Below are 19535 nucleotides of genomic sequence, written 5' to 3' on the forward strand. Positions count from 1 at the left end.
CACTCGGGCTTTTTGTTGGTATAGTCTAAACCTCTATAAAGGGAATACAGAACTAGTCTGCTGCTTTCTCGTGGTAAATATGCACATCGCGCTGCGGGAATGGAATGCTCACGCCTTGTGCGTCAAACTGCATTTTCACTTCGCGAGTAATATCCCAATATACATCCCAGTAGTCGAGAGGGGCAGCCCAAGGACGGACAATAAAATCAACCGATGATTCACCTAAGGTGTGCAGCTTTATCATTGGCTCTGGGAACTGTTTCACTTTTGGATGAGCCATTACGATATCCGTGAGAATTTTTTCTGCTTTAGGAATATCGTCGCCATAACCAATACCAAATGTCATATCAACGCGACGTTCTTGCTCTACGGTGATGTTGTTAATGGTGTCTCCCCAAATCTTATTATTTGGCACAATTAAACGTTGGTTATCTAATGTTTTAACTGTGGTTGATACTAAGCTCATGTGGCTGACACGGCCTGTAACACCAGCAGCATTAATCAAGTCACCGACATCAAAAGGACGATAGACTAAGATCATCATGCCTGATGCAAAGTTAGATAAGGTGTCTTGCAACGCAAAACCAATAATCACACCTGCGATACCGAAACCTGCGAGTAATGGTGCTAATTCAAATCCAAGTTGTGATAGAGCAATCAGCAAACCAAGCACATAAATCACGTTACCTGAGATTGAGGTAAAGAAATCTTGCAGTAGCATGCTGAAGTTTAACTTAGATGAATTAACCGCCTTACGAACGACCTTACGAACAAGCTTAGCGACGATGCTTGCTAAGAATAAAATGATTAAAAAGATGATCACTTTAAACGTAATGCCTGCGCCATTTTCTAATGCTTGGTTTTTAGCAATAGTCATCCATTCTTCAATAAGGCTTGATGCCACATCAAAGTTAAGTACATCTTGAGTGATATCACCTGAAACACTAAATAGGGTTTGTTTAATCTGCGTCGTGTCTTCGCCTAATGATTCCATCATATTAACGGCAACATTTAAGCTTTCAGTGTGCATAGCGAGGCGATCTTTAAGTAAACTCACTTCACTTTTTTGCTCTGCGGTAACATCGGCTCCAGCATCAGATGCATCAGCTATGGCACTTTTTAATTGTGCCTGAGTATAGGTCACCAAGCTTTCAAAGTAGTCAGCGCGAAGTAGTACTTCTGCCGTTAATGCCGCTTCTGCGTTGTCGACATTGATGTTGAGGGTTTTGCCCCAGTTAATCGTTTCTAGTTCAGCTTCAAGGAAATGGTCGCGGTCTTCTTCTCGTTTGATGATTTTTTGCATGATAGAGGCATCATTGTCACCGCCTAATTGAAGCTTTAATTCATTGACCCTTTCATCAAGGTATTGGCCAACTTTATCAAGAAACACCAATTGCTTGTTTACCTGTGGAACTAGGTATTCAATATCTGGGTCGGGTTGATTTACGAGGGCAGCCAATTCTTCACGTAGTAAATTGGTTTTGTTGCGGATACGATATTCGCTGACGTCTTTTAACTCGCCTTTAGCGGTTTTGAGCCAAATAATATCGGTATCGATTTTTTGTTGTAATTGTTGAATTTTATTATCAGTTGCTGGGCTGACTTCAGCGGCAAAACTGGTACCAGAAAAGCTAATTACACTGAGCAAACAGCAAATAATAAACAGAATTCTTGGCATGGTAAAACTTCCTGTCAATATAGTAGAAATCTAATGATAAGTTATTGCGGGAAGTTTGACGATAATTTGCTAGACTTACGCACTTTTTATTTTTCGGTAGAGTTAATATGGCTGCTTTGCAATGTGCGCATTGTCACAAACCCATTTCAGTGACAAAAATTACAGGAACTCGTGGTAAAGGGTTTTCTGCGCAAATACAGTGTTATCACTGTCAAGCATGGTTAGGGCGCCATGGCATATTAACAGTACTAAAAGTGATAGGGTTTTATACGGCTGTGATTGCGGCTATTACAGGATATTTTGTGGCAGGGCTTGCTAATATCATTACCCCTGTGATCATGCTATCGCTGATACTAACAGGGGTAACGCATTTGATGGATCATCTGTTGGTGATAGAAGCACCTGAGGAAGACGCTTAAATCAAAAGGGCTTAAATAACAGAGCCATCAATTAAATACTAGTCAACAACTTGTACTTGGTTTTCTAAAGCTGCTTCAACGTAATAAATACCGCCAAGTACAACAACACCAATGATCACCATGGTTAAAATAATACCGATGTTGTCTTTGAGCAAATTCATCATAGTTAAATCCTCTATTTAGGCTGTATACGTTGCTATATATGGCTAATATTTTAGCTTTTTCAGCTTAAGCTAATCTTAAATCAACCAAATGTCGAATGCCATATATTGGCATACTCAGTCACAAAAATTCTCAAAAAGTGATTTGTAACATTCTTTCGGTTGCTTTTTTTTCAATTTTTTTAAGATAGTCGCGATTTTTGTCAAACAGAGAACACTTCTTTGCCCAATTCAATGCGAACAAGACAAGTAATAGCGATCTGGCTTTCAGCCATGCTCGTTTTGTTGTCGTTTGCAGCTGCCGCACATGATTCTGCACATCAGCATGAAGGCGTTAGCACAGACTGTACTCTTTGTTTTCATCAGCACCAGTTACATAAAACCATTGTTGGTAGTGAATTTCAGTTTGCCGTTATTCGTCAAACGTTTGAGCTCACGCCAGATCCGGTTGCCTATTCTTATTTTACCCATCAAGTTGTATACCACAGTCGCGCTCCACCTGTTTTCTCCTAATTCAATATTTTTTATTGAACAATCACTCAACAAATTTTTACGGATAAATTTATTACTCGTCCATCATTAATGATGGTCGAATACTTGTTGTATTTTGGAGAAAAAATGTCTTATTTAAACAAACGCCTTTCTTTGGTCGCAGTTGCCTGCGCATTCGCTTCTACTCACGCTGTCGCTGAAGATTCTAGCTTAACTAACCCTAACATCAGTGCTGTTTTAGATGGCTTTTATCAAACTGGTGATCGTGGTTTAGGTGGTCGTAGCGAAGGTTTTGGTTTAGGCGAAACAGAGCTTGCGATCAGTGCCAACATTGATGATATGTTCTACGGTAAAGTGACCGCAATTTTAGAGTCCCACGACGGTGAAACTGAAATTGAGCTAGAAGAAGCCTTTATTCAAACCATGGGATTACCAGCTGGTTTAGGTATTCGTGCTGGTCGATTCTTATCAGATGTTGGTTATTTAAATAACCAACATCTACACACAGATTCATTTGTTGATCGTCCAGGTGCTTATCGTGCCTTTATGGGTGGCCATTACTTTGATGATGGTGTGCGTTTAACGTATGTTGCACCGACAGACCTTTATTGGACTATGGGTGTTGAAGCGTTTAAAGGCGAAAAAATGCGCGCTGAAGATGAACATGGTGAGCGTGATTTCGACACTGTTGGTGTTTATTCTGCATTCACCAAATTTGGTGGCGACATTGGTATGTCGAGTTCGTGGCAAGTGGGTTTGAGCTACTTACGTAACTCAAATGGTAAAGGTGTGGTTGAAGATGAGCACGAAGAACATACCGATGACGACCACGATCATGAAGGTCATAGCCACAGTGCATCTTACACGGGTGAAAACACCTACATCGCAGATTTTGTTTATAAATGGGCGCCAAACGGTAACTACAAATACCAACATTTAACCGTGAGTGGTGAGTACTTTAGAGTTAATGATATTTTCTCTTTTGAGGAAGAGCATGATCATGATGAGCAAGAACATGAAGAGTCACACGGCGATGATTACCACGAAGGTTGGTACTTAAGCGGTGTGTATCAGTTCTCTCCTCATTGGTCTGCGGGCTTACGTTATGGTGAAGTTGATACATTTGAACTTCATGGCGACCATTTAGATGCACAAAAACTAAAGGAAACTGAGTTAAGTTTAGCTTGGCATCACAGTCACTTCTCTACTGTACGTCTACAATATACCAATCAAAAGGGCACTAACTTTGATGGTTTTGAAGACGATAACATCGTCACTCTTCAGTACGTTATGACATTAGGAGCTCACGGTGCGCATCAATTCTAAGAAACTAATCGTTATGGGCGCGCTATGTAGCGCCTTTATTACGAGTACGGCTAATGCCAAGTTAAATGTATTTGCTTGTGAGCCAGAATATGCAGCTTTAGCGCAGGAACTTGCGCCAGATGCCAAAGTCTATTCTGCCACCAGTGCATTACAAGACCCGCATCAAGTACAAGCTAGACCTAGCCTGATTGCTAAAATGCGCCAAGCAGACCTTGTTGTTTGTGCTGGGGCTGATTTAGAAATTGGCTGGTTACCTATGCTGCAAATGAAGGCATCAAACAATAAAGTGCGTTCAACAGATAATGGTTTGTTTTATGCTGCAGAACACATTGAAACTTTAGATCAGCTTGATCATGTTGACCGCTCTATGGGCGATGTTCATGCCAAAGGCAATCCACATCTTCATTTTGACCCGCGTAAAATGTTAAAAGTGGCTAATGCCTTGTCTGCCAAAATGATCGCCTTAGATCCCGATGGTATTCAAATATACCAAGCGCAGCTTGCTGAATTTAGTGAAAAGTGGCAACAAGCTATTCCTAAATGGGAACAAAAAGCAGCGGGTTTAAAAGGCAAAAAGGTCATAGCTTACCATTCAAGTTTTCGTTACTTGTTTAATTGGTTAGGCATTGAACAGGTCGAAGACTTAGAGCCAAAACCTGGTATCCCACCAAGCAGCAGTCATTTAGCTAAACTTGTCAGTCGCAGCCAGCAAGGCGATGTGATGGCGATTTTAGTGACGTCTTACCAAGATGAACGTGGCGCAAATTGGCTGGGTGAGCGCACTGATTTACCGGTATTAGTCCTACCTATGTCAGTTGGCGGTAATAGTGACAGTAAAGATTTATTTAGCCTATATGATAGCGTGCTAACGCTATTAACTGAGGTTGAATAGCCTATGCTAGATCTCGACTTGCTACCCATTCTATTGCCTGCTTTTGTAGCAGGCTTACTGGTACTTTCTACACATGTGTTGTTAGGGCGTCAGGTTCTTAAACGTGGGATTATCTTTATCGATTTAGCGATTGCACAAGTGGCAGCACTAGGTGCAATCGTGGCGCATATGGATCACCGCATTGAAGAACTGCCATTTTCACATGTTTGGATGCCTGCTATTTTTGCCTTAGCTGGAGCTGGATTTATTGCTTGGCTTTCAAAGCGTTTTGCTGATGAACTTGAAGCAATCATTGGTTGTTTTTATGTACTCAGTGCAGTGGCAGCTATGCTGCTGTTGTCAAATGACCCTCATGGGGCTGAGCTATTAAAACAACTCATGTCAGGACAAATATTATGGGTTAACTGGTCGCAGCTCGTGCTTCCTGCCATTGTTTCTGCAATTATCTTGGCCGTTGTGGTGTTAAAGCCTCAGGTGTTAGAAGGAGCTGGTTTTTATTTCTTGTTCGCGATAGTGATAACACTTTCGGTTGAGTTAGTGGGAGTTTACTTGGTATTTAGTACCTTAATTCTGCCAGCACTCGCTTTAAATAAATACCAAGGCAAAGGAGTGCTAGCACTCACTTATGTGGTTGGATTTGTTGGATACCTAGCAGGGCTTATACTCTCGGCCAGTTATGATTTACCGAGTGGTGCAGCAATTGTTGCCGCTTTGGCTGTGAGTGCAGTATTGATGCGAGTGTTATTGTCGGTGAAGAAATCTGAAACGGTTTCTTCATCAACAACTTAATGCAGACATTAATCAACACACTCTAATAACGTCAAAGTCAAAACAAGAGTCATACTGCATAATTAATGATGCGTTAATGTTTAACGCATCATTAATTCATCTTAGCTGGTGTATAATAATTTAAGCTTACAATTGTAAACTCAAATCAAACAAACCATTGAGTCCAGCTTCAGTGCTGGCTATACTGTCGCCACTTTTTTCGCAGGAGTCTGCTTGTGCTGTTAATTGCTCGTTCAATTATTCTTGCAGTGTTATTAACACTGGCGTTTTTTTTCGCAATAATTCTTTGTCTAGTTAGACCAATGCATCGCGATAATGTCCATGTTATTGCTCGTATTTTTTCATCAGTTGCGCCAATTTTGGGTATTAAAGTCATTACTCGCCATGCCACTGAAGAAACTCAAACAGAACCTAAAATCTATTTAGCCAACCATCAAAATAACTTTGATTTATTTACTCATACTTCAGCTGTTCCAAAAGCGACAGTAAGTTTAGGTAAGAAAAGTTTGGCGTGGATGCCGCTATTTGGACAGATTTACTGGTTATCGGGCAATATTCTTATTGACCGTAAGAACCGTCATAGTGCTTTTGATACCATGGCTAAAACCGTCGAGAAGATGAAAAATAAGTTACTTTCAGTGTGGATTTTCCCTGAAGGCACTCGCTCTCGCGGCCGTGGTTTATTACCTTTTAAAGTTGGTGCTTTCCATACTGCTGTTGCAGCTAAAGCGTCAATTGTGCCTGTATTGGCGTCATGTCAAAACCATATAAAGTTAAATCGCTGGAATAACGGTGTGGTGATTGTGGAAATGATGGCACCGATGTCGACAGCAAATGTGGATAAAGCGGATGTTAAAAAGCTTTGTGCCAAGGTGCATGAGGCTATGTCGACGCGTTTGGCTGAATTAAATCAAGAAGCTTCGGCATTAATGGCTAAACCTCAGTAGATTTATCAAGTATAATTAGCGATTAGCCGCATTATTTTGTTAACGGAGTTACTCCATGTCTATTGAAGGTCTATTAAAAGAGCAGTTTGCTGAGAACCGTGAAATCATCCAAGCGTTGCTTGATGATGGTTCGCAAGCCGATGCCGAATACACGATTGAGCATCACTTTTCGTCGACTAATTTTGACCGTTTAGAAAAAGCCGCGGTTGATGCATTTAAACTTGGTTTTGAAGTGAACGATGCCGAAGAGATGGAGCTAGAAGATGGCTCAATCATTTTCTGTTTTGATGCGATTGCTAATCATGCGCTTGAAGCTGACTTGTTGGATAAGGCTTGTGAGCAGTTAATGATTTTAGCGCAAAAGCAAAAAGTGGATTATGACGGTTGGGGTACTTTCTTTGTCGGTGACGAAGATGACCTTGATGGCGAAGAAGATGAACAAGATAATTTTTAATTAGCTTACTTAGTCTCTCGTAGAAAATATAATAAAAAGCCCGCTCAAATGAGCGGGTTTTTTATTGGCTATTAAGGTCAATATTCTACTATTTAGGCTTATGTGCTAATGCTCTAACATTTTAATTAATGCTCGATAGCATGAGTCATACGCAAGCAAGTAGTGAGCTAGTCGTTTTTGAATACTGTGGTTTGGTTTCGGCCATTCTCTTTTGAAAGGTACAAGGCTTTATCAGCGCCAGATAACCAGTTCGCACTGTTTTTGGTATCTTCAGATAGTGAGTTAACCCCAATGCTGATCGTCACCTTAATAATTTGATTCTTATATACCACTTGCGAGGCTTCGACTTTTTTACGTAAGCGTTCAGTGAAATACTTTGATTCGTCAGCGTTAGTATTGGTCAGTACCACTGCAAACTCTTCACCACCATATCGGCCAGCAAAGTCGGTTTCACGTAATGATTGCTTTAATATGTGGGCAATACTCTGAATCACTTTGTCGCCAGCTGGATGGCCGTATTTATCATTAACTTGCTTGAAGTTATCGATATCAATCATGATCATACTGCCGTTCTCACCGTATCGGGCAAAGCGTTCGTATTCTTTGTCAAAGCACTCTTGCCAATGACGACGGTTAAACAACTGCGTTAGGCTATCTGTCTGGCTGAGTTTTTCTAACTGCTCGTTAGCAGACTTTAATTGCAACTTGTTTATCGCCACATCGGTAACGTCATACACAATAATACTGATATGAGTAATGTTGCCAGCAAGCGAGGCTAGTGGTAGCAAGGTGATGTTCTGATACATATGATCAGCGCGTCCTGTTATTGGACGATAATTTTTAAACTCGAATACATTAGGGCGTTGTTCCCAGCTGATGAATGAGCGGTTTCTGAGTAAAAAAACCGACTCCATTTTTTGGGTTAACCATTCATTGGGTAAATCGGGAAAGGTTTCAAATAGGTTTTTGCCCTTTATGGCGTTGGGAGACACGCCACTGTGGTTTTCCATAAACCCATTCCAAAGTTGGATGTTGTAATTACGATCTAATACGACCAAGCCAACTTCTATGGTTTGCACCATATCAATAAGCCAGTGAAGTTCGTTCATTGCATTTTGATCAGTAGACATGAGTTAACATCCAACTTCTTTATTATTTTAATTATTTGCGAATTGATCGCTAAATAGATTGGTTAATCGAGTAAATAACCCAGCTTGAAGTTAAGCGTTGGGATGGAATCTTCAGTAAATAATAGTAATAAATCACATTGCACATTATGGTTTTCAATCTGGTAATTGATTTCCATTGCTAAGGTACGTTGCCATTTTTCTGAATTATCATGAATAAGCTCGTTTACTGTACAGTGGCGGCCTAAAACGACTGGATGACCTTGACTAAACTTCATGTCTAATTGTTCAGAAATACCGTTGAGAAATGCCCCGATAAGCACATTCCCCGTATCGATTAATACTTCAATTTCATTGGCCGTATCTTGTGGGTTTTTGTGACCCATTAATTTGGCCATATCTTCAAAACTTGAATCGTGGAATAACAACAATGCTTCGCCCGCGACTCCCGCACCAATAAAGCCTTGGCATAAAGCTGATATTTTTGAGCTTTCTTCGGTTGCTTTAAGCGCCATGGTTAGTTCGCTAACTTCTAACACATTAACGTTAGGAATAGGGAGCATAACGAACACATCTAAAAGGGTTGCCAATAAGTCTGCAGCGCGTCCCATTGCAACGTTGGCTATTTCTTGGCAAGCATCACGTAAATCCACTTCGAACATTGGCGTGTCATTACTTGCATCTTTCAACGCCAATGTGAGAATGCCGTATTCTTCGAGAATATTACTAATGGATTCAGCACTAACTGGCTTTTGTATAAAGTCGAGTGCACCGAGCGCTTTGACTCGCTCATGAGCTTTAATTTGAATATCACCAGACACCACGATAACTAGCGCGGGTAAATCTTCTTTTTGAATGGCTTCTAATACTTCATAACCGTCCATAACAGGCATATTAAGGTCGAGAAATACGATCTCGCCTTTACCAGCTCGAATAACGTCGAGCCCTTCAGCACCATTAGTGGCATAACTGATATCAACGTCCCATTCTTTGGGTAAGGTTCGCGCCATTTGCTTTCTGGCTAATCCTGAGTCATCGCATATCAAAATAGGAATAGTCATAGAGACTGATGATCCTTTTACAGGGTTATTATTATTATTGATTGTAGTCGACAAATTTATTAATCGAGCATATTTCATTAAGCAACAGTGAGTTAGCTGTTGAAATGGTCGTTTTAGTGCATCCTACATTTATTAAACAATATTTTACAACTTATTACTGACAATTAGCATTAAAATTCGACGGTTTTTTGGCGTTTGTCGTTATTTTGTATCTTTTATGGCAGTTTTTTATATTGCGCTGGATACATCTGTTTGAACTTGGTGTTTTTTTGGTGTTTGATTTGGTTAATTTTTTTAAAGGGTTTAATAGTGGTTAACTATTCGCCAAATTGCCGATGTATGATAACTTGCAATCTGGACTGACCAGTAAAGGATGAACCATGGATAATAAACTCGTTGAGTTAACGGTTGAAAATGGCATAGCCCATGTCACGTTAAATAGACCCGATAAATACAATGCATTGAATATTGAATTATTTCAGGCCATAGATAAAACCATCAACAAACTACATAAGAATAAATCAGTAAGAGTGGTCATTTTGTCGGGTGCTGAAGGTAACTTTAGTTCAGGTCTTGATGTGAAAAGCGTGTCTAAATCGATTATGCCAGCGCTTAAGTTATTATTTAAATGGCTACCGGGTAATGCTAATTTGGCCCAAAGAGTGTCATTGGGTTGGCAGAAATTACCTATCCCAGTTATCGCGGTTATCGAAGGTTTTTGCTATGGCGGCGGGGTGCAAATCGCCCTAGGTGCAGACTTTAGATTTGCCAGTAAAGATGCGCAATTATCTATAATGGAATCTAAATGGGGGCTATTACCTGACATGGCTGGGCTTGCAGGATTAAGGCAAATCATGCCTAAAGATAAAGCACTGCAGCTGACCTATACCGCAGATATTATTAGCGCTGATAAAGCCTTAGAGTTTGGTTTGGTAACCGAAGTGTATGAAGACCCGCATCAACAAGCTTTGTTATTTGCTGAAAAACTGATGCAACGTTCACCTGATACTAATGCCGCGGTAAAACTGAGTATTAACAATAACTGGTCAGGGACGTTACGCAGTTTGTTGCGCCGTGAATCTTTAAGCCAAATTCGCTTACTTGTTGGTAAAAACCGCAGCATAGCTGGCCATAGAGAAATCAAAAAGTCTGACAAGCCTTATCAAAATAGGCAGTCAGGCTGGTAGCTAGAGTATTGAGTGTTTAGAGCTTTTAGCGTGTGTAAGGAATTTATGCTGCTGCAATAATTCCTTGCTATGATCATAACTAATACCTATTTATTGTATGAGATTGAGTAATGCGTGATTTTTTTGAGAAGCTATTATGGAGTAGCCGACTCTCTGTAACTGTTGGAGTGATAGCCTGTGTTGTTGGGGCTTTGGTGATTTTTGCTGTGGGCATAAAAGATGTTGTTCATTTACTCTAGTTACTTTGGAATTACCTTATCAGCGGCAGTCATGAAATTCGCAACGACATCATTATGGTGGTGGTTGAGATCCTAGATACCTTCCTATTGGGTTCTGTGATGCTGATTTTTGCTTTTGGCCTTTATGAGTTGTTTATTAGCGATTTAAAAAATGCCAATGACACTAACAGTGGTGGCCGAATTTTAGTGATTAGCAGTATCGATTCTTTAAAAAGCAAACTGGGTAAAGTGATACTGATGATGTTGATCATCAAGGTGTTTTCTTACTTTACTGAGATGAAGCCTGAGTCGATGTTAGATTTATTGTATATGGGCATCATTGTGGTACTTGTCGCACTGTCACTGATGCTAAGCAAAGATAAAAAAGAGTAAAGACCCTAACCCTAACCATAACGATAGTAGAGTGAAGTTGGCTGCACTTAGCGGCCAACTATTTTGCGGGCAAACCCTTCAATGTATTCCATTGCTTCTTCCCAGCCACCTAGATTATTCAGATCTAACTGCATTATGTATTGACGGTACAATTGACTCGATTTGATTTCATTTTGCTGCTTTCGGTCTTTAGCCTCAGAAATGGACACTTGGTTGGCATTAGCTGACTGTAAATCTAAAACTGGAATATCGAGCTCTTTTAACTGCATGGCAATGGACAAGTCACGGCTTTGCTCATCAATTAATTGTTCGAACTCTCGGTAAGGGTTAATCACTACTAATAAATCAGGTTTAGCTAACTTGTCTTGGTGAAGAAGGTTAACCACCATTCCTGCACTATCGTCAGTGACGATTAAAATGCGTTTTCCTGGGAATTGCGCACCAATGTCATCCAGCTGGGCTAAGCACTCGTTCATTACATTTTGTTGAAAGTTTCTCAGTTCTAAAAGCTGGCTTGAACTGTATTTAGGGGTTACTTGATGAGGGTCTAATGCAATTTGTTTTTCACCGGCTTTCGTCACTTGATCGACTGAGGTAGCGAAATTGGGACGGTACAAGCCTTCTGTGGGTTTTAAACTGATACTTGCCCAGCCCATTGCGGGAATTTCTTGTCGTAAATACCGAGTAAAACCACGGCCACTGGCTTGAGTGTCAGTGGGGCCAACGACCACAACGGCGCCGCGCTGCTTTTTACCTTGCCAAGGTTTAACTAATACGTCGACAGTTTTGTCTTGGACTGTGATTTGCTGTTTCTCAGAATCACTGACAGGGGTAAAAACACTCTCGGATAATAAGCTGGCACTGATTAAAATAGAGCTCTGAGCGCTGAATGGCAACAAGCTTATCGGTGCAAGCAAGCTTAAAAACAACCATGTGCGGCATCGAGAGTGTAAAGACAGTCTACTGACTTTAGCTAGCCCAGTTAGTTGAGTTAGACGAGTTCGTTGAATTAGTTTCATCGCGATAACTTATACAAAATCTGCAAGATAAATACAAAAAAGCCCTGTACTACATAAGAAGTTCAGGGCTTTTTACTTAGTGTTAGCAGTGTATTATACGTGGCTAACTAATACCATTCTAATGGCATCAAGCTGGAATTGGCTGTCATCAATGTAACCATTGAGTTCTGCCATTTGATTACGAATATAATCTAACTCAGAATCTCGAATGTTCGGATTCACCGCTTTAAGTGCCTCTAAACGGGTTAACTCGCCGTTTAATTGCTGAGTCATTTTCTCACGTGCTTGCTCAACTAATCCTGCTAAAGCTGCTTCTGCTTGCTCTTCACCTTTAGCTAATAACGGGTGCAGAATTGGCTGCGATGCATTAACAAGCTTACTGGCAATGTGACGATTCACCGCACTTAGCTGCTTATCAAAGCTTGCATAGTCAACTTTATCCGCTAAGTTTTGACCGTTTTTATCTAACAACACACGAATCGGTGTTGGTGGCATATAACGGTAAAGCTGTGATGATTTAGGAGCTGTCACATCTGCCATATAAATCAGTTCTAAGAACAAGGTGCCAGCAGGTAATGCTTTGTTTTTAAGCACGGCGACACTGGTGGTGCCTGTTTCAGAGTCCGTGATTAAATCTAATGCCGTTTGCACCAGCGGGTGCTCTTGAGAGATAAAGGCAATATCGTCACGAGAAAGCGCGGTTTCACGGTCAAATGTCACTGACACACCATCTTCAGGCAATCCTGGGTATGATGGGAATAGCATGTGCTCACTTGGGCGTAATACGATAGAGTTCTCACCGCGATCTTCTTGATCGACACCAATAATGTCCCATAAGCGGATAACAGAGCCGATTAAGTGAGTATCTGAATCTCGCTCAGCTAAACGTTCAACTAACTTCTTAGACTGCTCGCCGCCATGAGAGTTGATTTCTAATAACTTATCACGGCCTTGCTCCATTGCTTGTTTAAGCTCTTGGTAACGGCTTTGAGTGTGATTAAGTAACTGCGTCATTAACTCTGGGTCAGCATCATTAAGTACAGCAGTTAACTCATCTGCAAATTCTGAGTAAAGGACATGGCCACTTGGGCAAGTTAGTTCGAATGAATTAAGACCTTGGTGATACCAATTCATTAAACGCTCTTGCGCCGTGTCTTTTAAGTAAGGCAGGTGAATTTGAATATCATTTTGCTGACCGATACGATCTAAGCGGCCAATACGCTGTTCCAGTAAGTCTGGGTTTAACGGCAAATCAAATAACACAAGGTGACTGGCAAACTGGAAGTTACGACCTTCAGAACCAATTTCAGAACAAATTAATGCCTGAGCGCCGCCTTCTTCTTGAGCAAAGTAAGCACCGGCTTTGTCACGTTCGATAATGGACATACCTTCATGGAACACGGTTGCTTGAATACCTTCACGAGTACGTAAAGCTTCTTCAAGGCTTAAAGCTGTTTCGGCTTGGCTGGCAATAATCAGCACTTTTTTGCTGCGATGTTCTTTTAAGAAATCGATTAACCAATCAACGCGGGGATCAAACTTCCACCAACTGGCACTGTCACTTTCAAACGCTTGGTATAGCTTTTCAGGACTCAGTGATTGCTTGGCTTGATCTTGTGGCGACTTTTTAGAACCCATCATGGCATTAACACGCTCTGCAGTAACGTATTCCTGCGGCATCGCTAATGGATAAGGGTTAAAGAATCGCTGCGGGAAACCACTGACAGATACGCGGCTATTACGGTACAAAATACGGCCGGTACCATGACGGTCGAGTAATTCTTGCAGTAACTCTTCGCGAGCGGCCTGTTTAACGTCATCAGCAACATCTTCAGCTTGAATTACATTGATGCTAGGCATAATGTCTTTCTCACTAAGTAGTTCAGTTAAGCTATTAATGGCGCTATCAGCTAGCTTAGTGTTGGCAGTCAGTGCTTCAGCGGCTTCAGCGACACTTTGGTAGCTTTTTTCTTCTTCAAGAAATGCGTCGTAATCATAGAAACGATCAGGGTCAAGTAGACGTAAGCGGGCAAAGTGACTTTGATGGCCGAGTTGATCTGGGGTTGCGGTCAATAGCAATACACCTGGCACTTCTTCACTTAAAGCTTCAACGATTTGATAAGCGCGACTTGGCGCGGTTTCGCTCCACTCAAGGTGATGAGCTTCATCAACCACCATTAAGTCCCAATCAGCATCGATAGCTTGTTCTAAACGACGTTTTTTACGTAATAACTCAAGCGAACAAATGACTAATTGTTCTGTGTAAAATGGGTTGTCGTTATCGGCGTAGGCTTCAACACAGCGATCTTCATCAAAGATTGAAAACTTTAAGTTAAAGCGGCGCAGCATTTCGACTAACCATTGATGGCGTAATGTGTCAGGCACAATGACTAAAATACGTTCAGCGCGGCCAGTAAGCAGTTGCTGGTGAATAATTAAACCTGCTTCAATGGTTTTACCTAAGCCAACTTCATCAGCCAGTAAAACACGTGGGGCATAACGGCGACCCACTTCATGTGCAATCCACTGTTGGTGCGGGATTAACCCTACACGCGGGCCTTGCTGGCCAAGTAAGTCTGAGGTGGCTAGTTTGTGGCGTAAAAGCTGACTTTGATAACGAATACCAAAGCGCTCTAAACGGTCAATTTGACCTGCAAATAAGCGATCTTGTGGCTTATTAAAACGAATATTGTGGTTCAATAAGGTTTCACGTAAACGAACGCTTTCGTTCGTTTCACTGTGAATGCCGATATAGGTCACTAAACCATCTTTTTCTTCGACTTCATTGACGGTAAGTTTCCAGCCTTCATGGCTTTCAATTGAGTCACCTGGATTAAAAATAACACGAGTTAATGGAGCTTCATCGCGTGAAAACAAACGGTTTTCATCAGCGGCAGCAAACAGTACTGTAACCATGCGTCCTTCGACTGCGACTACGGTACCTAAACCAAGTTCTGACTCGGTATCACTAATCCAACGTTGACCTAAAGCAAACGGCATTTTTTACTCTCATTCGGAACAGATATATACAAAGGGCGCGTATGTTATAACAAACGCTACTAGATTTAAATTCTAGCAGCGATTTAAATATTCATGATGGGCAATTTTATTTAGCTAACGCTGAATTTGACACATTATTGTCATCTCAATGACATCTTTATCCCCCTAAACTGACCCCGTATACATCCGATTAACTATTGAGAGTTAGTAAATTTACTGGCATAGTTTAATTGTGCATTGATAGAGATTATCTATCGTTGTAAGTTTATTATGTTTTTATTATCAGGAGTTTAAATTGGATTAATCCCTTAGTTACCCCTATGCATTGAGCACTCTGGAGGCGCCATGGAACATAACGACAGAAAGTTGTTTGTACTGGATACCAATGTGTTACTGCATGAACCTTTAGCGATATATTCGTTTAAGGAACATGACGTAATCATCCCAATGACAGTGTTAGAAGAGTTAGACAATATTAAGGACAGAAAGCACGATATTAGTCGTGACGCGCGAGTCGCCATTAGGGCGTTAGAAGATATACTCGGAGGAAAAACTTCACCAGAACAAATTCTTAACGGTGTTTCACTCCCCAGCCGCGAAGGCCATTTAGACGTTTCAGGCAGCTTATCCATTTTTCCAGACCATCAAATCGACTTTACTACTGGCGCCTTGCCCGGTGATAACAACGATAACCGCATCATTAATACCGCACTTCATCTTCAAAAGCTGCACCACCCTCGACAAGTCGTACTCGTTACTAAAGACATTAATATGCGTCTTAAAGCTAAAGGCGCGGGTATTGAAAGGGTGGAAGATTATCGCACCGATCAGTTAATTGATGACATTCGCTTTCTTGCCAAAGGGTTTTATCAGTTTGACGGCGATTTTTGGGGAAATGTCGATAAAGTCTCAACCGATCGTATTGGTGGTAAAACCGTGCATCAGGTGAATATTGATGAAGTGGGTAACGAGCCATTTTACAAAAACCAGTACTTGATTGATGAAGATACCGAGTTCTGCGGCAAGGTTGCTAGTCGTACTGAAACGCACCTTAATATTATTGATTACGGCCGCGATCGCTTAGAGCACTTGCAAGCTTGGGGAATTAAACCGAAAAATATCTATCAAGGTATGGCGTTAAATGCCTTACTTGATCCTGAAATCGACTTGGTTATTCTCACTGGTCCCGCAGGTTGTGGTAAAACCCTAATCGCCATGGCTGCAGCACTTGAGTTAGTGGTTGAGAAAAAACAATACGAGAAGGTTATTGTCACCCGTAATACTCCTGAAATTGCCGAATCCATAGGTTTTTTACCTGGCACTGAAGAAGAGAAAATGGCGCCATGGTTGGCTGCAATTACCGATACGTTAGAGGTATTACATAAAAACGATGTAAACCCTCAAGGCAGCATGAATTACATCATGGAAAAGGCCAATGTGCAGTTTAAGTCGATAAACTTTATGCGCGGCCGCTCTATTCAAAATTCGGTGGTGATTTTAGATGAGTGTCAAAACCTCACTGCATCGCAAATCAAAACCATGATAACGCGTATGGGTGAGGGGACTAAGTTAGTGTGTTGCGGTAACTTATCGCAAATTGATTCGACATACTTAACAGCCGTAACCTCAGGACTCACTTATATTGTTGAGCGTTTTAAGGACTTTGATGGCAGCGCAAATGTGTACCTTAACGGAGTGGTACGTTCACGTTTGGCTGAATTTGCCGAAGAGCACTTATAACAAGACCATTTATAACAAGAGCGCTTATAACAAGAGCGCTTATAACAAGAGCGCTTATAACAAGAGCACTTATAACAAGCGCACTTATAACAAGCGCACTGATAAAGAGTAAGTCAGTTAGAAGTGTGAAAATAGCAGCATCATCAAGCCATCGATTTTAATCGGTGGCTTTCTATTGTTTGGGTATTGGGTTAACTAAATAGTCTGTATCTTTTATATATTCATGTTTTTATAAAAAGCACCCATAAAAAAACACTGACGTTCTAGCATGCATCTAGAAATGTCAGTGTTAAGTTGCCTACTGATGATGTTAGGCAAGAGCTGATAAATCAGCTTAATTTTTGTTGTTAACTCTTATCAAGGCTTGGCTTAATTCACGGCTAAATAGCTACTAAGACATTAACTTTTAATCGATATGATTAAGCTACGTGAGCCACAGCTTCTTTAACTAAGCGACCAATCTCATCCCATTGACCATCAGCAATCATTTTTGGCGGTAACATCCAAGTGCCACCACAAGCCAGAACCGCAGGGATGGCAAGGTATTTATCAACATTGGCTAAGCTCACGCCGCCTGTTGGCATAAACGATACTGGATATACGGCAGTTAACGCTTTTAGCATTGGAATGCCGCCAGATGGCTCAGCAGGGAAGAACTTAACTGTTTTTAAGCCCATTTCCATCGCTTGCTCAACTAAACTTGGGTTATTAACACCGGGAATAATTGGGATGTTTTTATCTAAGCAGTACTGAACAATCTTTGGATTAAATCCAGGGCTAACAATAAAATCTACGCCCGAGTCGATAGCGTCATCCACTTGTTCAGTGGTTAAAATAGTACCAGCACCAATCAACATATCAGGAAAGGCTTCACGCATATTACGAATCGCTTGTGAGGCACAGGCAGTTCTGTAGGTCACTTCAGCGCAATTCATGCCATTTTCAACTAATGCTTTACCTAGTGGGATTGCATCATCCGCATTTTCAATCGCGATAACTGGAATGACTTTTAATTGAGATAACTTTTCATTTAATGTTGGCACAATACTTCTCACTTATTACTTGAATTCAAAAGGCTTAACTTTGATCTAACTTAGGCTAACTAGACCTAACTCAGGCTAACGTGGCCTAGTTAAGACTTAAATTAGGCATAGCTTGCGGGCTAATAATTGCGCCTGCATGCTGAATGACGGTTCCCGCTAGTAGATGTCCCGCTTTTGCTGCAGCTTCAGTACTACCGCCTGTGAGCCTTTTCGCTAGATAACCAGCGCTAAAAGAGTCTCCTGCAGCGGTGGTATCAACAACTTTGTCTACCACTGTCGCTGCTACACTGATACGTTCATCAGGGGTTATGACTAAACAAGGTTCACTACCGAGTTTGACTACGATTTCAGTGACACCAAGTGCTTGAGTGCGTGCAATACATTGCTCTACATCGGTATCACCGTATAACGCTTGTTCGTCCTCAAAGGTTAAACATGCAATATCGGTAAATTCCAACATGATTTTGTAATTTTCAATGGCTTGAGACGGCTCTTGCCAGAGTTGTGGTCGATAGTTATTGTCAAAAATAACTTTGCCACCGGCTTGTTTAAATTGCTTCAGTACATTGAATAATACGTTGCGGCTTTCGGTGGTTAGAATAGCCAGCGAGATCCCACTTAAATAAACAGCATCAAATTCTACTAGCGATTCAGCGAGTTGTTTACTGTCTGCTTGTTCAAATAAATACTTGGCTGCAGTATCATTTCGCCAGTAGAAAAATGAACGTTCGCCGCAATCGTCGGTTTTAATGTAATACAAGCCAGGCTGTTTCCCTTCAACATGTAATACATGGTCTGTAATAATCCCTTCAGCTTGCCAAGTTGATTTCATTGCAGTGCTGAAAGGGTCATGACCTAATGCGGTAACATAATAGGTCGCTAAATCGGCATCTTGGGTTAGTCGCGCTAAATACAGCGCGGTATTTAATGTGTCTCCACCAAAGTTTTGCGCTAGCATCTCGCCTGATGGCCTTAGCTCAACCATGCATTCGCCAATTATCGCAATTTTTTGATTTTTCATATTCAAGTGCCTATTTAGGGTTATCTGTTACTTAAGAAAGTCTTCTCTTGAAGGCGAGAATACATCGACCAGTACACTGTCTTGTTCTAAAGCTACGGCGCCATGTTCAAAGTGCTTACGCGCAATGAAAGCATCGCCAGGATTTAAAATTTGTTTTTCGCCATTTATTTGTGCTTCAAATTTACCTTGAACCACATAGCCTATTTGATCGTGGATCTCATGAGTGTGCGGAGTGCCCACAGCACCTTTATCAAAACACACATGAACAACCATTAGATCATCAGTAAAACCAACAATCTTTCTTTTAATCCCTTCATCAATTACTTCCCATGGATGTTCATCAGCTTTAAAAAATACGTTCATCTTGTCGCTCCAAAGGGGTTTAAAAACATTGCTTATCATCAATATTTGTTTATCATAATGCTTACTTTTGATTTGTAATACAATATGTTTTTATTTGTGTGAGCTAAATCAAGTATTATTTATCGTCAAATAAGTAAGCTGTTTATCTGTAAAACGTTGTATACCTTGAGTCTTGTCCAGTTGATTGCGAATGTGATCAAGTTCA

The 19535-nt window shown here is 41.0% G+C and carries 19 protein-coding genes; 10 read left to right on the forward strand and 9 right to left on the reverse strand.

What is annotated here, in order from left to right; all coding sequences use genetic code 11:
• Positions 1-52: 52 nt before the first annotated feature.
• Positions 53-1678 (reverse strand): mechanosensitive ion channel family protein, encoded by a 1626-nt coding sequence (locus AC0L4E_RS02190; RefSeq protein WP_473677802.1) that lies wholly within the window; start codon positions 1676-1678, stop codon positions 53-55.
• Between the two features lie 107 nt (positions 1679-1785).
• Between AC0L4E_RS02190 and AC0L4E_RS02195 the strand changes: the two genes are divergently transcribed.
• Complete coding sequence (locus tag AC0L4E_RS02195; protein ID WP_473677803.1) at positions 1786-2097, forward strand: hypothetical protein; 312 nt, start codon at positions 1786-1788, stop codon at positions 2095-2097.
• A 38-nt stretch (positions 2098-2135) separates the two neighbouring features.
• On the opposite strand, the gene AC0L4E_RS02200 is transcribed toward AC0L4E_RS02195, so the two are convergent.
• Positions 2136-2261, reverse strand: a complete 126-nt coding sequence (locus AC0L4E_RS02200; protein ID WP_259651232.1) for a hypothetical protein — start codon at positions 2259-2261, stop codon at positions 2136-2138.
• A 231-nt stretch (positions 2262-2492) separates the two neighbouring features.
• Here AC0L4E_RS02200 and AC0L4E_RS02205 point away from each other — a divergent pair, with 231 nt between their 5' ends.
• The 6 genes from AC0L4E_RS02205 (at position 2493) to rraB (ending at position 7158) form a co-directional block, all read left to right on the forward strand.
• The gene (locus tag AC0L4E_RS02205) at positions 2493-2771 is read left to right on the forward strand and encodes an ABC-type zinc uptake system zinc chaperone (protein WP_473677804.1); all 279 of its coding nucleotides are present in this window, start codon (positions 2493-2495) and stop codon (positions 2769-2771) included.
• Positions 2772-2876: 105 nt separating this feature from the next.
• The gene (locus AC0L4E_RS02210) at positions 2877-4076 is read left to right on the forward strand and encodes a hypothetical protein (protein ID WP_473677805.1); all 1200 of its coding nucleotides are present in this window, start codon (positions 2877-2879) and stop codon (positions 4074-4076) included.
• Positions 4060-4968, forward strand: a complete 909-nt coding sequence (locus AC0L4E_RS02215; protein WP_473677806.1) for a metal ABC transporter solute-binding protein, Zn/Mn family — start codon at positions 4060-4062, stop codon at positions 4966-4968. Before AC0L4E_RS02210 ends, AC0L4E_RS02215 begins: the two co-directional genes overlap by 17 nt.
• Before the next feature lie 3 nt (positions 4969-4971).
• Positions 4972-5757 (forward strand): metal ABC transporter permease, encoded by a 786-nt coding sequence (locus AC0L4E_RS02220; protein ID WP_473677807.1) that lies wholly within the window; start codon positions 4972-4974, stop codon positions 5755-5757.
• A 215-nt stretch (positions 5758-5972) separates the two neighbouring features.
• Complete coding sequence (locus tag AC0L4E_RS02225; protein ID WP_473677808.1) at positions 5973-6704, forward strand: 1-acylglycerol-3-phosphate O-acyltransferase; 732 nt, start codon at positions 5973-5975, stop codon at positions 6702-6704.
• Positions 6705-6759: 55 nt separating this feature from the next.
• The gene (gene rraB / locus AC0L4E_RS02230) at positions 6760-7158 is read left to right on the forward strand and encodes a ribonuclease E inhibitor RraB (RefSeq protein WP_473677809.1); all 399 of its coding nucleotides are present in this window, start codon (positions 6760-6762) and stop codon (positions 7156-7158) included.
• Between the two features lie 167 nt (positions 7159-7325).
• On the opposite strand, the gene AC0L4E_RS02235 is transcribed toward rraB, so the two are convergent.
• Positions 7326-8288, reverse strand: a complete 963-nt coding sequence (locus AC0L4E_RS02235; RefSeq protein ID WP_473677810.1) for a GGDEF domain-containing protein — start codon at positions 8286-8288, stop codon at positions 7326-7328.
• A 62-nt stretch (positions 8289-8350) separates the two neighbouring features.
• Positions 8351-9346: a response regulator gene (locus AC0L4E_RS02240; RefSeq protein WP_473677811.1), complete on the reverse strand. Its 996-nt coding sequence runs from the start codon at positions 9344-9346 to the stop codon at positions 8351-8353.
• A 380-nt stretch (positions 9347-9726) separates the two neighbouring features.
• On the opposite strand from AC0L4E_RS02240, the gene AC0L4E_RS02245 reads away from it, so the two are divergent.
• Together AC0L4E_RS02245 and AC0L4E_RS02250 are read left to right on the forward strand one after the other, a co-directional pair.
• Entirely contained in the window at positions 9727-10533 is an 807-nt protein-coding gene (locus tag AC0L4E_RS02245; RefSeq protein WP_473677812.1) for a crotonase/enoyl-CoA hydratase family protein, read from the forward strand.
• Positions 10534-10808: 275 nt separating this feature from the next.
• Positions 10809-11144, forward strand: coding sequence for a YqhA family protein (locus tag AC0L4E_RS02250; protein WP_473681468.1), 336 nt, complete (start codon positions 10809-10811; stop codon positions 11142-11144).
• A gap of 47 nt (positions 11145-11191) precedes the next feature.
• On the opposite strand, the gene AC0L4E_RS02255 is transcribed toward AC0L4E_RS02250, so the two are convergent.
• Together AC0L4E_RS02255 and rapA are read right to left on the reverse strand one after the other, a co-directional pair.
• Positions 11192-12163, reverse strand: a complete 972-nt coding sequence (locus AC0L4E_RS02255) for a DUF3530 family protein (protein ID WP_473677813.1) — start codon at positions 12161-12163, stop codon at positions 11192-11194.
• Between the two features lie 93 nt (positions 12164-12256).
• Positions 12257-15163, reverse strand: a complete 2907-nt coding sequence (rapA, locus tag AC0L4E_RS02260) for an RNA polymerase-associated protein RapA (RefSeq protein WP_473677814.1) — start codon at positions 15161-15163, stop codon at positions 12257-12259.
• A gap of 345 nt (positions 15164-15508) precedes the next feature.
• On the opposite strand from rapA, the gene AC0L4E_RS02265 reads away from it, so the two are divergent.
• Positions 15509-16903: a PhoH family protein gene (locus tag AC0L4E_RS02265; protein ID WP_473677815.1), complete on the forward strand. Its 1395-nt coding sequence runs from the start codon at positions 15509-15511 to the stop codon at positions 16901-16903.
• A 419-nt stretch (positions 16904-17322) separates the two neighbouring features.
• On the opposite strand, the gene AC0L4E_RS02270 is transcribed toward AC0L4E_RS02265, so the two are convergent.
• The 3 genes from AC0L4E_RS02270 to AC0L4E_RS02280 form a co-directional block, all read right to left on the reverse strand.
• A complete protein-coding gene (locus AC0L4E_RS02270) occupies positions 17323-17946 on the reverse strand; it encodes a bifunctional 4-hydroxy-2-oxoglutarate aldolase/2-dehydro-3-deoxy-phosphogluconate aldolase (RefSeq protein ID WP_473677816.1) in 624 nt (207 codons plus the stop codon).
• Between the two features lie 85 nt (positions 17947-18031).
• Positions 18032-18967: a 2-dehydro-3-deoxygluconokinase gene (gene kdgK / locus AC0L4E_RS02275; RefSeq protein ID WP_473677817.1), complete on the reverse strand. Its 936-nt coding sequence runs from the start codon at positions 18965-18967 to the stop codon at positions 18032-18034.
• Between the two features lie 27 nt (positions 18968-18994).
• A complete protein-coding gene (locus AC0L4E_RS02280; RefSeq protein WP_473677818.1) occupies positions 18995-19330 on the reverse strand; it encodes a cupin domain-containing protein in 336 nt (111 codons plus the stop codon).
• Positions 19331-19535: the final 205 nt, after the last annotated feature.

This window comes from Shewanella sp. GJ50-10 (genome assembly GCF_055808815.1).

Excerpts from the sequence above, each read along its gene's own strand:
- AC0L4E_RS02190 (WP_473677802.1), bottom strand. The coding sequence starts at position 1,678 with ATGCCAAGAATTCTGTTTATTATTTGCTGTTTGCTCAGTGTAATTAGC.
- AC0L4E_RS02195 (WP_473677803.1), top strand. The coding sequence starts at position 1,786 with ATGGCTGCTTTGCAATGTGCGCATTGTCACAAACCCATTTCAGTGACA.
- AC0L4E_RS02200 (WP_259651232.1), bottom strand. The coding sequence starts at position 2,261 with ATGATGAATTTGCTCAAAGACAACATCGGTATTATTTTAACCATGGTG.
- AC0L4E_RS02205 (WP_473677804.1), top strand. The coding sequence starts at position 2,493 with ATGCGAACAAGACAAGTAATAGCGATCTGGCTTTCAGCCATGCTCGTT.
- AC0L4E_RS02210 (WP_473677805.1), top strand. The coding sequence starts at position 2,877 with ATGTCTTATTTAAACAAACGCCTTTCTTTGGTCGCAGTTGCCTGCGCA.
- AC0L4E_RS02220 (WP_473677807.1), top strand. The coding sequence starts at position 4,972 with ATGCTAGATCTCGACTTGCTACCCATTCTATTGCCTGCTTTTGTAGCA.
- rraB (WP_473677809.1), top strand. The coding sequence starts at position 6,760 with ATGTCTATTGAAGGTCTATTAAAAGAGCAGTTTGCTGAGAACCGTGAA.
- AC0L4E_RS02235 (WP_473677810.1), bottom strand. The coding sequence starts at position 8,288 with ATGTCTACTGATCAAAATGCAATGAACGAACTTCACTGGCTTATTGAT.
- AC0L4E_RS02240 (WP_473677811.1), bottom strand. The coding sequence starts at position 9,346 with ATGACTATTCCTATTTTGATATGCGATGACTCAGGATTAGCCAGAAAG.
- AC0L4E_RS02245 (WP_473677812.1), top strand. The coding sequence starts at position 9,727 with ATGGATAATAAACTCGTTGAGTTAACGGTTGAAAATGGCATAGCCCAT.
- AC0L4E_RS02255 (WP_473677813.1), bottom strand. The coding sequence starts at position 12,163 with ATGAAACTAATTCAACGAACTCGTCTAACTCAACTAACTGGGCTAGCT.
- rapA (WP_473677814.1), bottom strand. The coding sequence starts at position 15,163 with ATGCCGTTTGCTTTAGGTCAACGTTGGATTAGTGATACCGAGTCAGAA.
- AC0L4E_RS02265 (WP_473677815.1), top strand. The coding sequence starts at position 15,509 with ATGGAACATAACGACAGAAAGTTGTTTGTACTGGATACCAATGTGTTA.
- kdgK (WP_473677817.1), bottom strand. The coding sequence starts at position 18,967 with ATGAAAAATCAAAAAATTGCGATAATTGGCGAATGCATGGTTGAGCTA.
- AC0L4E_RS02280 (WP_473677818.1), bottom strand. The coding sequence starts at position 19,330 with ATGAACGTATTTTTTAAAGCTGATGAACATCCATGGGAAGTAATTGAT.